11 protein-coding genes are annotated in these 13,727 nt (G+C 43.5%); 2 read left to right on the forward strand and 9 right to left on the reverse strand.

Annotated elements, in window-relative coordinates; all coding sequences use genetic code 11:
• Positions 1-44: 44 nt before the first annotated feature.
• Entirely contained in the window at positions 45-2,138 is a 2,094-nt protein-coding gene (mnmC, locus tag GUY17_RS13495; RefSeq protein ID WP_254439825.1) for an FAD-dependent 5-carboxymethylaminomethyl-2-thiouridine(34) oxidoreductase MnmC, read from the forward strand.
• 198 nt (positions 2,139-2,336) lie between these two features.
• Here the strand turns inward: mnmC and megL are convergent, their stop codons facing one another.
• From megL to GUY17_RS13525, 6 genes are all read right to left on the reverse strand, one after another.
• On the reverse strand, positions 2,337-3,521 hold the full coding sequence (gene megL / locus GUY17_RS13500) for a methionine gamma-lyase (RefSeq protein WP_101086715.1): 1,185 nt from the start codon (positions 3,519-3,521) through the stop codon (positions 2,337-2,339).
• 223 nt (positions 3,522-3,744) lie between these two features.
• Positions 3,745-4,794: a 2-alkyl-3-oxoalkanoate reductase gene (gene oleD / locus GUY17_RS13505; RefSeq protein ID WP_162023447.1), complete on the reverse strand. Its 1,050-nt coding sequence runs from the start codon at positions 4,792-4,794 to the stop codon at positions 3,745-3,747.
• Between the two features lie 125 nt (positions 4,795-4,919).
• Positions 4,920-6,614, reverse strand: coding sequence for an olefin beta-lactone synthetase (gene oleC, locus GUY17_RS13510; RefSeq protein WP_162023448.1), 1,695 nt, complete (start codon positions 6,612-6,614; stop codon positions 4,920-4,922).
• A gap of 121 nt (positions 6,615-6,735) precedes the next feature.
• Positions 6,736-7,611, reverse strand: coding sequence for an alpha/beta fold hydrolase (locus GUY17_RS13515; protein ID WP_162023449.1), 876 nt, complete (start codon positions 7,609-7,611; stop codon positions 6,736-6,738).
• 58 nt (positions 7,612-7,669) lie between these two features.
• Positions 7,670-8,719 (reverse strand): 3-oxoacyl-ACP synthase III, encoded by a 1,050-nt coding sequence (locus GUY17_RS13520; protein WP_101086711.1) that lies wholly within the window; start codon positions 8,717-8,719, stop codon positions 7,670-7,672.
• Between the two features lie 255 nt (positions 8,720-8,974).
• Entirely contained in the window at positions 8,975-10,291 is a 1,317-nt protein-coding gene (locus GUY17_RS13525) for a methyltransferase (RefSeq protein ID WP_101086710.1), read from the reverse strand.
• A 79-nt stretch (positions 10,292-10,370) separates the two neighbouring features.
• Between GUY17_RS13525 and GUY17_RS13530 the strand changes: the two genes are divergently transcribed.
• Entirely contained in the window at positions 10,371-10,598 is a 228-nt protein-coding gene (locus GUY17_RS13530; RefSeq protein WP_101086709.1) for a DUF1289 domain-containing protein, read from the forward strand.
• A 507-nt stretch (positions 10,599-11,105) separates the two neighbouring features.
• Here the strand turns inward: GUY17_RS13530 and GUY17_RS13535 are convergent.
• From GUY17_RS13535 to phoU, 3 genes are all read right to left on the reverse strand, one after another.
• Complete coding sequence (locus GUY17_RS13535) at positions 11,106-11,462, reverse strand: YajD family HNH nuclease (RefSeq protein ID WP_041413485.1); 357 nt, start codon at positions 11,460-11,462, stop codon at positions 11,106-11,108.
• Positions 11,463-12,285: 823 nt separating this feature from the next.
• Entirely contained in the window at positions 12,286-12,867 is a 582-nt protein-coding gene (locus tag GUY17_RS13540) for a DUF502 domain-containing protein (protein ID WP_162023450.1), read from the reverse strand.
• 139 nt (positions 12,868-13,006) lie between these two features.
• On the reverse strand, positions 13,007-13,711 hold the full coding sequence (gene phoU, locus GUY17_RS13545; RefSeq protein ID WP_041412865.1) for a phosphate signaling complex protein PhoU: 705 nt from the start codon (positions 13,709-13,711) through the stop codon (positions 13,007-13,009).
• Positions 13,712-13,727 lie beyond the last annotated feature (16 nt).

Below are 13,727 nucleotides of genomic sequence, written 5' to 3' on the forward strand. Positions count from 1 at the left end.
CGCAGGTAAAATAATGCCAAGTTATCGGCCCTGAGTAAAATATTTTGAATAAAACACCTTTATTATCTGTATCCCCGAATTTACACGAGTTGCATATTTGTGAATTACTGGGCAACAACGTCAATCAAAATAGCCGATATCTCCATATTTTTAAGCAGTATATCGCCGAAGTATTGCAAAGCGGTGACGATAAAATAGCAGCCACAAATACTCAACCACATTTATTAACGCTAGGCCAACTCGGTTTTGGCGATGGCCACGAAATAATACTATTACTGGCAGCCTTGCAAGAGGCTAACCTGCAAAACCCTTTGAAACAGCAAAAAACTCGAATTCACATCAGTGTATTTGAACAAAGCCCAGTAAATCGTAAGCAACTAGAATACAAATGGCAACAACAAGGGCTACTTAATTCAGACCATCATTTATTCGATTTTACCCAAGCACTACTCAATGGTGAAATTGCAGCCATCGAAGGTTGTCAGCGGCTAGGCCTACTTCAAAACCAACTTATCATAGACCTGTATCAAGGCTCGCCACTAGCGCAAGCCAAAGTCGTTGCCACGCCTAGTAAACAAAGGATAACACATTGGTTTGCCCTACCCCATACGAACCAAGAGGCTTATTCAGATCATTATTTTAATCAAAGTTCACTTTGGCAATATGGTCGGCTCAGTGTTGATAATGCAACATTTTTAGCAGCCAGCACAAATGATACCGATGTCGCTCCGGCTATCAAAAAGCAACTAGCACTATGCGGTTTTTTATCAACCACATCATCAAAATCCAATGATGACATTGCTATAGCAGAACGTAACGCACTAAGACAACAACTACAGCAACAGTTTGCTTATAACCCATTGCCACCGTTACATTCTAATAACAACAGCCCTATAGCTATTATAGGGGGCGGTATCGCTTCTGCAAGTCTTGCTTTATCTCTGGCTGAGCGCGGCAAAGATGTGATTATTTATTGCAAAGATGACACATTAGGACAAGGCGCATCTGGTAACAAACAAGGTGCCATTTATCCCTTACTTACGCCAGAAAATGGATCGCTAAGCCAATTTTTCCAACAAGCCTTCCTATACAGTCGACGCAGAATTCAGGCATTAGTTGATAATGGATATGAAATAGGACATGAGTGTTGCGGTGTATTACATACAGGTTTCGATCAACGTAGCCAAACAAGATTGGATAAAATTATTGATGGCCAAGCATGGCCAACTGAAATTGCTTTTGCAGTAAGTCCAAACCAAGCCACACGACTTGCTAACGTCGAGATTGATAAATCTGGCTTTTACTACCCATTAGGAGGCTGGGCTTGTCCGTTTGAATTCGCACAAGCTAGCATTGCCAAAGCACAAACATTAACCAAGGTTCGCGTTATTTATAATAGCGATATTAGCTCACTTGAATCACACTCATCAGGCTGGCAACTGTTTAGTGCCGGGAATAATACCCCTATAGCAACCCACGAACAGGTCGTCATCGCCTCTGGAGCTCAACTTACCCAGTATAAACAGACAAAAAACCTGCAAATCACTGGTTTTAGAGGTCAAGTTAGCCATGTACCGCCACAAGGTGAACTGGCACAACTTAATACTGTTATCTGCGCCAATGGTTATTTAACGCCACAACATAACCAACTGCATTGCGTTGGAGCAAGTTATGTAAAAGACCCACAGCATCTTGATTTTTGCCCGATAGAGCAGCATGAAAACAGCCAAAAAATGCAACAAAGCTTTCCAAATTCAAACTGGCCTAACGATATTGATGTTTCAAACAATGACGCCAGAGTCGGCGTAAGGATGGTCAGTCGCGATCACTTCCCAGTAATGGGTTGCGCACCTGATGTTGAAGCGTTATTTACACGCTATGCTGTTCAGCAGCAATCGAAAGACAAACCCAGTCTATGGCAGCGTTATTGGCAAATAACACCAGCACCAATTTATGACGGATTATATGTGTTAGGAGGACTAGGCTCACGCGGCCTAAGCTCAGGTCCGCTAGTTGCCGAATGCTTAGCAGCAAACCTATGCGGTGAACTGTCACCATTAAGCATAGAGCTACAAGCACTGCTTAGCCCCAACAGAATGTGGCTGCGTAAACTGCTTAAAGGAAAAGCGTTGATGTGAGTATCGATAACGGAAAACTTCAAGCTGATGTCATTTAGTGGAAAAGGTAAATTAGTTCAGAGCTTCAAAGCCAAAGCGATATTCATCTTTAACGATTGATAGGTACTAACAGCGAAGTATTAGAGACCTATATAAGATTTTTTCAAAAAAATGCTACAAACTTAACTTAAGCGCAGCATATTATTTTAATCCTTAGTTTTAAGCTAACGCTTGTTCTATATCCGCGATAAGATCTTCTACATTCTCTAATCCGACTGAGATACGCAGTAAGTTGTCGGTAATGCCTGCAGCTAGTCGGGCTTCTGGGGTGTAAGGGGAATGGGTCATTGATGCAGGGTGTTGGATCAGCGATTCTGCGTCACCTAAGCTTACGGCGATAGTGAATAACTTTAAACGATTAACAAAGTTGATTGCGTCTTGCTTATCACCCGCCAATTCGAATGCGATGACACCGCCAGCGCGCTTCATTTGGTTGCCGATGAAACGATGACCTTGGTGGTGTTCTAAGCCTGGGTAAAAGACCTGGCTGAATTTAGGGTGTTTATCTAAAAATTCAGCTAACACTTCTGCATTGTCGCAGTGACGAGTTAACCGTACGTCTAGGGTTTTTAAACCGCGTAAAATTAACCATGCATCGTGAGGTGAAATCACGCCACCGAAGTCTTTTAGGATTTCGTATTTCAATCTGTGCATGTGCTCTGCATTGCCGCACACAATACCTGCGATAACATCACCGTGGCCATTTAAATACTTGGTGGCACTGTGGATCACCATGTCAATGCCTAACGCTAGTGGTTGCTGCAATAGTGGTGTCATAAAGGTGTTGTCGACGATTGAAACTAGATTATGTGCTTTAGCTACTTTGGCCATAGCAGCAAGATCGAATACTTGTAAATGTGGATTTACTGGTGTTTCGCAAAACAACACTTTGGTGTTTGGTTTGATGGCGGCTTCGATTGCAGCTATGTCGGAAAAATCGACCAATGTTGATGTAATGCCTAAGCGGGTTAGCTGAGTGGTCATCAGCGCGAAGGTACAACCATAAACAGCTTTTGATGCGATTAAGTGATCGCCTGCATGCAAATGAGTTAATAATGCACTTGATACTGCCGCCATGCCAGATGCGGTTGCAGCTGCGTCTTCTGCGCCTTCTAGCAGCGCCATTTTACGCTCAAGCTCTCCGGTGGTTGGGTTACCGAGACGAGTATAAATATAACCCGGTTCTTCTCCGGCAAAACGTGCTCCGCCCTGCTCGGCTGTATCAAATACAAAGGTGGCAGTTTGATACAAAGGTGTGGTGAGTGAGCCAAAGGCTTCGCGTTGATGTCCGCCATGAATGGCTAATGTGGCTAAGTTCCATTTACCCTGATTGTTATCTTGCATTGCTTCTCCCTGCGCCACCTTGTTATGAGTTGTTACCCTCTTTGGGGTTATTGTTGTGGTGGTCGGAATTTAAGATACAGTGGAATAAAATATAACCAAGTGATTGTTGAAAAATAACCCACGAAGTGATGTAAAAACAATTTTACAAACAGCTGTTTACATCGTTTAAATCACATATGTGAGTCCAGTAAATGCACACGGAAGATGTGTGACAGCAAGGCAATTAGTTCGACAAAGATTGCTTCAGTTTAAGCATTCCTTGGTCGATACTCACCAGCGGCTGGTAGCCTAAGTCTTGTTTTGCTGCGCCAATGTCAAAGTAATGGCTGGTCGACAGTTGCCTTGCTACAAAGCGAGTCATAATGGGCTCTTGCTGTTTATTAAACAAACCATAAACAAATTCAAGTACAACACCTGCGGTGTAAGCGACACGCGTTGGTACACGTTTGGTCACGGGCGGTAAGTCGACACACGCTAAAATGCGATTAAGCATGTCTGCCATGGTAATAGGTTGATCATTACTTAAAAAATACGCTTTACCGGCGCATTTAGCGTCTGCTATTAAGTCTACTGCAGCCAAAATATGGGCGTAGGCGGCGTTATCAACATAAATGGTATCGACCAGTTTATCTTCATTTCCCACTAGCTTTAATCGCCCTGCTTTAGCACGTTCAATCACTCGAGGTACCAGGTGAGGATCGTTTGGCCCCCAAATTAAATGTGGCCGTAAGGCGGTAGTTCGAAGTTGAGCAGAATTAGCGGCAAGCACGTTTTGTTCGGCAATAGCTTTAGACTCACCATAATAATTGAGGTACTCAGCAGCGTAAGGTGCTGACTCATTAATGCCGTTTTCGTCTCGTCCTGCAAAGGTTACGCTTGGAGTACTGGTGTACACTAAACGTTGTATATTAAGCGCTTTACAGGCATTAATAATATTATTTGCGCCATCAACATTAGGCGAGTAATAACTTTGCTTACTACCCCACACGCCTGCCTTTGATGCTACATGAAACACTAAATCACAATCTTGCATTGCCTGTTTTACCGTGTCAAAGTCGCTGATATCACCTTGACGCATATCAACACCAAGCTCAACAAGCTTAGGATAATATCCTCTAGCAAAACCCACCACCTCAATACCTACGGCCAATAAACGCTGACAAATAGCAAACCCTAAAAAGCCGCCTGCACCGGTCACAAACACTTTGTTGACCGATAGCGCTAATTGTTTAAGTGCGGCTTGCTCTAGGGGATGTAAGTCTGTCAGCTTCATTATTAATACCTTGTTGTTACTTTAGGGCCGGCCGTATTATTACGTTATGGTGAGACTTATCATTGCTGAATGACTGCCTTACTACGGTCTAAGTACAGCGGCCTTACTACAGTCTAAGTACGGCCTTATTCTTTCCACTGCTTTTGTGCCCAAACAGCGAGCTTTTCTCTGAAGATTTTAGCATTATGGCGTACATCTACAGGGAAGTCGGGATGAATTAAAAAACGACCAATACCTTGCGTATGTGGATACTGCTCGGCTAATTCTATTAACTCTTGATAAAGGGCTTTAGCCGTTGAGCAAACAATATCTTTTTGCAATTCGATACACATAACTGGCACAACGTCCCCACCCACATTAACGCCAACAATGGCAGAACGTTTGACTTGAGTATGAGTATTAAACACTCGCTCACAGGGCAGTGTATAAAAGCGCTTTAATTTTTGCTTACCGCGCGTGGCATCAACAATATGGCCTTTACGACCACACATCCACAATAAGCCATTATCATCAAGATAACCCACATCTCCCATGCGGTGCTTAACGTGTTCACCGTCGTGTATTTTAGCTAATTCAGTGGCATGTTGACGTTGATAATAGGCTTGGCTAACCATTGGGCCGCTCACGACAATTTCGCCAATTTCGTTAGCGACAAGTTTTTTAACATCGACCCAAAGAGGTTGAGGCTTATCTGTAATCGCAATAATATCAACGCTCACCGACGATATCGGTTTACCGACACAAATGCCTTTACCTTGATCGGTCTGTTGACTGGTATTAAATAACGCGTGGCTACCAATCATACTGATGGGTAACGACTCTGTCGCACCATAAGAGTTAAGCACTTCAACTTGTGGGTTAAGCATGTTGCTAAAGCGCTTGATTGAGCTAATCGTTGCCGGAGCACCCGCTGATATCACTCGCTTAACGCTAGTGAGTTTATGTTGGCTCTGCTCACCAGCTAGACCTAATCGCTCTAACAAGGCAGGATTAACAAACATGTTGCTGCATTGATATTGATCGATTGCGGCAAACAAATGCGCAGGGTTGGCGGTGATTGGTTTACTCGCATCCATGTCTGGCACAATGGATGCCATGCCTAATGCAGGGCCAAATAATGAAAACAGCGGAAAAGTCGCTAAGTCTCGCTCGCCAGGTGCAATACCGTAATCGTGTTTAAGTGCGCTTATTTGCGCTTCAAACATGGCATGGCTGTACACCACGCCTTTGGGAGTACCGGTGCTACCACTGGTAAACAAAATAGCGGCCATATCATCTGGCTTTAGCAGGGCCATTTCAAAAGGATAAGCCTCATTTCGGCCTATTTCGGTAATAGTTTCTAAACTTGTGGCATTTGTTAACCAACGTTCAATGCCTGAACCACCGACATTAATTACCTGTTTAACACTGCTTTTGCCCCACCCAAGCACCCGCCTAGCAATATGCGCTTTAGGTATGCCGATAAAGGCATCTGGTTGCGACTCTGCAAAACACTGTTTAAGATTTTTGATGCCCATACCTGGGTCAACTAAAATGGGGATAATACCTGCTTTGAACAAGGCAAATGTTAACGAGAAAAACTCAATGCTTGGGGTGACCATTAACACGGCTTTCATGCCGCGCTTGATACCGTACTGAATGAGCCCTTTAGCAATCATGTCCGATTGTTGGTGTAAGGTCACAAAGTCGATTTCTTGATAACTGAATTTACCTTGCTTAGCGTGCTGCACAGCAACTGCAAGACCGGCAGGCATAGTTTGCGCAGCCGTTTTAAGGTGCTGACAGATATTGGCATTAGCAAGTGTAGAGGTTTTGGTCATGTGGCTTCATTTTGGGCTAATGTGAATAACGCATATATGCTGGCTAACAATAACGCCAATATATAGATAATTTTAAACGGTTAAATAGCTAAAAGGCTCAAATGAGCCTTTTAGGGTGTAATTAATTTTTTGCGATAAAGTCTTTAATTAAGCCAATCACTTCGTCGCTGGCATCTTCAAGAATGTAATGACCGCAGTCAGCAAACTCGTGCACCGTGGCGTGAGGCATTCGCTGTCGCCATTCTTCTAAAAAATACTTATCAAACACAAAATCTTGTAAACCAAAACAAATCAACGTCGGTACGTCAGCAAACTCGCTTAAGCTATCGCCAATGCTAGTCACTAAGTCGTAGTTTCTGTCGCCAGGTTTGAGTGGAATGTCTTGGACAAAGCGTAGTGTCGAAATACGGTTTTTCCAAGAATCAAATGGCGCTACATAAGCTTCACGCACTTCTTTAGACATGGGTTTACGTTTAACACCCACATACGAGGCTGCTGATGAAAATGCATTTAAACCACGGACTAACAAGGTGCCGAGTAAGGTTTCGCGGCAAATCCATAATGCCCAAGGAAACGGTTTGGTTTTAGGAAGATGAAACGCGGCAGTGTTTAAACACACAATGCGTTTAATACGCTCAGGATGACGAGCCGCAAAGCCCATTCCAATCATACCGCCCCAGTCGTGTACCACGAGGGTGATGTGTTGTTTTACATCAAGGCTGTCTAGCAAGGCTTCTAAATCATCAATACGGTTTTTTAGGGTGTAATCGTATTGTGGATCATCGGGTTTGTCTGATAAGCCGCAACCAATATGGTCTGGCACAATACACTGATGCTGATCGCTCAACGCGCTAACTAAATTACGGTAGTAGTAACTCCAACTAGGATTACCGTGCACCATAACGACTGGCTCGCCTTGGCCTTCGTTTATGTAATGTAGTTTATTGCCGTTACGGTCTAAATAATGACTTTTAAATGGCAGTAAGTTGTCTAGCATGATGCATCCTGTTAACTATTTTTATAATGATATGCAAAAATTCAGTGCAGCCCAAGGCTTACCACTTAATTCCTAACATCATGCAGTTCAAACCACTGCCTATCCCTAAAAAGCTGACTTGGTCGCCAACACGTAAAAAACCTTCATCGTGGGCAATTGCAGCAGTAACCGGTAATGAAACCGTGCCCATGTTGCCTAAGGTTTGATAGGTGGGATATTCTTTTTCGTGGGGGATGTTTAATGCATTTAGCACTTGTCGGCGGTTTGATGCGCCCACTTGGTGACAAATCACTTTATCAACTTGCTCAACAACCCAATCACGCTGCTCTAGGAAATGCTCCCAAGTGTGCTTAGCAAGCTCTACGCCTTCTTTGAGCAAGGTAACTGCATCGGTACGCATAAACTCGCGATACAATAAGTGCCCTGCTTCTTGTAGGCCCCACTGACACAATTGGTGGTGCTCTGGTGCAGACAAATGACTGGCGCCTAATAACTGATGCTGACGCGTGGTGGTGAGTGGCAAAGTGCCATCGGTTAAAATGACTGCTACCGCACCTGAACCACCGGTTAACGTAGCCAATGACTGAGCAAAATTCTGCATTGTCGGTTCGGCTAGCATGTGATCGATGGTGGCATCAACGATATCTCGTGCAGATTCGCACGACACAACCATGCCGGCTTTGATTTGCCCAAGTTCAATACGATTGGCAATATCTAAAATACCCGACAACACCCCTAAACAAGCATTGCTGATGTCGTAAATGGCTGTGTCTTTAGACACGCCAAGTTCGGCAGCAATACGGCAAGCGGTTGCTGGTTCGTGTTGGTCACGGCACACACCCGTGTAAACCACAGCACCTAAGTCGCTGACATTAATACCGGTTTCATTCACGGCTTTACGTGCAGCAGCAATAGCGCCGTCTGATAAACGATGACCTTTAGGCCACCAACGACGCTCGGTAATTCCGGTTAATGCGGCAAGTTGCCCCATAGGAATACGAAACTTTTGATAAAGCGGGGCCAAGCGAGATTCTAAATCGCTACTCGACACTACTTGGGGTGCTAGCTCATAAGCCAGACTATTGATAAAGACGCGTGAATATTTCATTAAACCGTATAATTCGCTTCGCTCTAGCAAGCACAAAAGCCACTAGAATAGTTGTTATTCGTTATTAACCCGCCATTTGAACAAGAATGGCTTAATTATTCAATCAAAAACAGCAAGCTAATGCGGTAATTTGGATAATATATTGTGGTTAGATTTTATTATTTGATTAACTAGTTTGTTGATTTTCACAGTTTTAGGGCAAATAGACTAGTATAAACAAAGGTTTAATTTACAGTTTTGTGACAAAGGCTGCTATTAGTTTGTTTTAATTGCTTGGATCATCGCATTTCGTGGTGTAACACTGTTTGCACAAAATTCAGTCAACGCCACTTGATATCCCTGCTCTTGTAAAAAACACACTCGATCGAGCAACAGCCAATGCTCCAAAGCTCGGCGAAATAGATGGGCCACTAAATCTATTCGCTTAGTAAGCCGTTGTCGCTCAATTCCGCGGTGCAAATAATGGCTCAAATTAATCTCACTGGATATAACTAAATGCTTTTGATTTGCAGCCCATTGGCAAAAGTCGCTAAAACTGCCACTAAGCTGGCTTTTTTTAATGGTCGGCACCGATAAATAAGCATCGATGCCGCGAATTTCTCGTTGCAAACTGTCAAAACCTAAGCGCCATGATATCTCTTGATTGCGTAATGTTTGTTTTTTGGTGCCTGCAATAACGCTTTGTTGCAATGGCAGCTGTAAGTCATGCTTTGACAGTTTGACCGCACTGACTTTGGCTAAGGCCGATAGCGGTTGATAATGTGTATGTTCAATCAAATGATAACAGCAGGGTGAAATAGACATCACCCGAGTGCCTGCCGATACTGCGAGTTGGAGTAAACGAATGTGTAAATCACCACAGGCGTGCAATGCGATTGCATGTTGATCAATTAACAAAAGCGGTTTACCTGGGTCGATTGGCGCAAAAGCATCGGCACAAATAAAAGTTTGCGGTAATTGCCATTGTTTTGCAAAAACCTGGCCTTGTGAGCATAAACTCGCTTGCCACTCAATACTTGTTACCTCAACATTTTGCTGCTTAGCCACCAAGCGGCCCAAATGCCCTTTACCAGCACACCACTCTAAAATAGGTAACCGAGGTAGTTGGGGTTGAGATTGTGGATCAACTTGCTCCGAGAACGCGGTAATCTGTTGCCACTTTCGACCTTTAATATGGGCACTAAAATGCGCTGAATCGCTATTTAGGTGATCATTCACGAGTGTTTCAGTGTCAGAAACAGCTTGAGCATCGTCACTGTTAATCGTACTTGTAGGCAAAGTGATGACTAACAAGCTTAATTGGCTAATTAACTGATCAACCTGCGGCAGTTTGCTTTGCTTGATATCGCGAATCAGACTTGGCAACAACGACTCTACAAGCTGTTGCTGATCCATATCAATAGTATCAATTTCTACATCATCAAGTTGCCACACCTTTTGGGCTAATTGTGGGAAATCGTGCTGCCAAGGTAAGTGGTCACACTCAAACGCGACCAGCTGCCATAAGGGTTTTAGAGCCTCAAGAAGTGAGTCTATGGCATTAAAGGTCTGTTGATATTTGATTACGGACATATTGAGACTTGTAGTTAACCTTAGCCGATTGAAATGATAGGATGCGAGTCATTAAATCACCGAACTGGAATTGTAAACTATGCACTCACCTTGTGTCGCCCGTTGTGGCTTAAATGCTGACGATTATTGTATGGGCTGTTTTCGTCACATTGATGAAATTGTAACGTGGTCACAAGCCAGTGAAGAACGTAAGAAACAAATTTTTGATAGTTTAGAAGGCAGAAAACAGCTGTATTTAGGCGACAACAACAACCAAACGTTGTCACGGGCAAAATGGTTGGAAGCTGAAAAGCGAATCAAGCGGTAACGTTGAGATAAAATGTGATAACGAGCGATTACAAGCGATTACAAGTGGTAACAAGCCTAGATGCTAGGGCGGACTTCGTCCAGCTAGTGCGCTTCGCTTCTATAACAACGGTAAAGCATCAAGCAGATCCAGCTCAGAAGTATTTCCATGATGGGACCTAGCCCTAAGCTTGTATCTTTTGAATTTGATTTTATAGCATCTCGCCGCGAAGCGACCTAGCTCCGAGGCGGTTTCCAGCTTGTCATCGCCTGTTATCGATTTTTATCGTTCTTACCAGCTTTTGACTTTGCCTGTATAGCATCTCGCCGCGAAGCGACCTAGCTCCGAGGCTGTTTCCCGCTCGCCATCGCTTGTTATCGATTTTTATCGTTCTTACCAGCTTTGACATTGCCTGTATAGCATCTCGCCGCGAAGCGACCTAGTTCCTAGGCTTTTTATCGCTCGCCATCGCTTGTTCTCGATTTTCATCGATTGTCATCGTTCTTACCGACTTTCACCGTCTCAGCTCTACTTCTTCATCATCGCTTTTAAGTCTGCGAACGGATTGAAAGTGGCAGCATCTTGTTTGGCTTCTTTAGTGCTACCGTAACGAATCAACTCTTCAAAGCGTGAATGTTCATTGTCGTGACAGTACAGGCACAACAACTCCCAATTCGTACCATCTGACGGGTTATTGTCATGATTATGATCACGGTGATGCACAGTTAATTCAGATAAATTTTTATGAGTAAATTCTCTAGTGCAACGCCCACATACCCAAGGATAGAGCTTAAGCGCTTGCTCACGATATCCTTTTTCACGAGAGGCTTTGTAGTCTCTGGCTTCAGCTAATACTTTATCTAATTTACTTTCGTTGGCTGACATTAATTTATCACTCGTAAAAAAAATTACCCCAAGGATAATCACTGTTATCGCTTGGGGCAATTGTTTGCTAGATCTTATTTTAAGATTATTGTGTGATTAGCACTGATTAACAATGACAAAGCAATGATAAAACATCACTTAGCTTATTCTAATCACCTAAAGCCTAGATACTATACAAGCAAAGTAACAAACGATGATAAGCAATAAAATGAGATGACAAGCGCATCGCTCGCCGCTATCGCTTGTTACCGCAAACGGGCTCTTATAGCAGCGAAGCAAACTAGCAAGACGCAGTCCGCTCTAGTATCTAGGCATGTTATCGCCATTATCGTTTATTAGCGCCGTTACCGCTTGTTACCGCTTAAAGAGGCTATTATAGCAGCGAAGCGAACTAGTAGGACGCAGTCCGCTCTAGTCTCTAGGTTTGTTATCGCTTGTTAGCGCAGCTATCGCTTGATACCGATTGTTTCCCTTCAACTGGCTCTTATAGCAGCGAAGCGAACTAGCAGGACGCAGTCCGCTCTAGTCTCTATGTTTGTTATCGCTTGTTATCGCCGCTATCGCTTGATACCGATTGTTACCGTCAACTGGCTCTTATAGCAGCGAAGCGAACTAGCAGGACGCAGTCCGCTCTAGTATCTAGGCATGTTATCGCTTGTTATCGCCGTTACCGCTTAAACAGGCTCTTATAGCAGCGAAGCGAACTAGCAGGACGCAGTCCGCTCTAGTCTCTAGGTTTGTTATCGCTTTTATCGCCGCTATCGCCGCTACCGCTTGATACCGCTTTTATCAGCGTTATCGCTCAAACCGTCTTCCAGCCTATTTAAGCTGCTTTACTGTTCGATATTCCAGCGGTTAAATTAAAGCGCATTGCATCTTCAAATGACCAATCGACAAAAATAAGGTCGTCGCGTTTGACCAAACTTGTCACCCCAGCTATTTGGTAACTGAGTTGGAATAATACTGGCACCCAATCACCTTCTGGCAATGCATCGGCAAGGGGTTGTGGTGCAAAGTCACTCATAATAAAGCCAACGACAAAACTACCATTGGCTTGTTTGACTAATACCGTTTTTTGGGTTTTAGGTTGGCCGTCGCGGTTCATTAAACTGGCGATATCACGAATACTGCCATAGACGGATTTAAACAAAGGAAACTTCATTAGTTGGTTTTCTATCCAACCGTACACCCAAGCAATTGGACTAACGGAAAATAATAATCCCGCTACAAACACCAAACTCGCCACCAAACAAAATCCTGCGCCAACAAAAGCCGCTTTTACCCCCACAATATCAAGCAATAATTTACCTAAGCCATCGAGTGAGATAAACAATGACCAAAATAGCCAAATAGACAACACCATAGGTAATAAATTGGTTAAACCACGAGCAAGGGTATTTTTCATGAACGATTTCTTCTACATCAGATTTAGGCGCCAAAGATAACAAATATCCATCAAAACCGCTAAACAAAAACGCCCTATGTTGGGCTGTTTATTCGATAAACAGTGCAACATAGGGCGTTTCTAAAGTCGCTAAGACCTATTACAGCTCTTTTTCCATTTCTTCGTAAGAAATATGGCGAACGTCTTTACCTTTCACATAGTAAATAACGTATTCACAGATATTTTTACAACGGTCGCCGACACGCTCAACTGCACGCGCAGCCCATAATACGTCTAACACACCAGGGATTGAACGAGGATCTTCCATCATATGAGTCATTAATTGACGAATAATACCTTCATACTCTTTGTCTAATTTCGCATCTTCTTTGTGTAACTCAAATGCTTGATCAGCATCCATACGTGCTAGTGCATCTAACGTTGAGTGCAACATACGTGTGGCGTGACGCCCCATGTTTTCAATACTCACCAATAAAGGCTGTTGACTGTTAGCGCGCTTTTCTACCGCGGCTTTGGCGATACGAACACAAGCATCACCAATGCGTTCAAGATCGGTAATGGTTTTAGAAATAGCCAAAATTAAGCGTAAATCACTGGCAGCAGGTTGACGCTTAGCAATAATACGGGTGCACTCTTCATCAATAGCCACTTCCATACCATTGACTTTGTGGTCGCCTTCAATCACTTGTTGCGCTAATTCTGAGTCAAGTGTTGCTAGCGCATCCAATGCTTGCTCAAGCTGGCGCTCAACAAGCCCGCCCATGGCTAATACGCGATTACGAATATCATCAAGCTCGGCATTAAACTGACCTGATATGTGTTTACTTAAATTCATTTTTTCCATGATACCCACCTAAATT

This window comes from Shewanella sp. Arc9-LZ, assembly GCF_010092445.1.
Taxonomy (GTDB): Bacteria; Pseudomonadota; Gammaproteobacteria; order Enterobacterales; family Shewanellaceae; genus Shewanella.

What these genes read in the sequence shown, in the direction of transcription:
- megL (WP_101086715.1), bottom strand. Translation starts at nt 3,521, where the DNA reads ATGCAAGATAACAATCAGGGTAAATGGAACTTAGCCACATTAGCCATT.
- oleD (WP_162023447.1), bottom strand. Translation starts at nt 4,794, where the DNA reads ATGAAGCTGACAGACTTACATCCCCTAGAGCAAGCCGCACTTAAACAA.
- oleC (WP_162023448.1), bottom strand. Translation starts at nt 6,614, where the DNA reads ATGACCAAAACCTCTACACTTGCTAATGCCAATATCTGTCAGCACCTT.
- GUY17_RS13515 (WP_162023449.1), bottom strand. Translation starts at nt 7,611, where the DNA reads ATGCTAGACAACTTACTGCCATTTAAAAGTCATTATTTAGACCGTAAC.
- GUY17_RS13520 (WP_101086711.1), bottom strand. Translation starts at nt 8,719, where the DNA reads ATGAAATATTCACGCGTCTTTATCAATAGTCTGGCTTATGAGCTAGCA.
- GUY17_RS13525 (WP_101086710.1), bottom strand. Translation starts at nt 10,291, where the DNA reads ATGTCCGTAATCAAATATCAACAGACCTTTAATGCCATAGACTCACTT.
- GUY17_RS13530 (WP_101086709.1), top strand. Translation starts at nt 10,371, where the DNA reads ATGCACTCACCTTGTGTCGCCCGTTGTGGCTTAAATGCTGACGATTAT.
- GUY17_RS13535 (WP_041413485.1), bottom strand. Translation starts at nt 11,462, where the DNA reads ATGTCAGCCAACGAAAGTAAATTAGATAAAGTATTAGCTGAAGCCAGA.
- GUY17_RS13540 (WP_162023450.1), bottom strand. Translation starts at nt 12,867, where the DNA reads ATGAAAAATACCCTTGCTCGTGGTTTAACCAATTTATTACCTATGGTG.
- phoU (WP_041412865.1), bottom strand. Translation starts at nt 13,711, where the DNA reads ATGGAAAAAATGAATTTAAGTAAACACATATCAGGTCAGTTTAATGCC.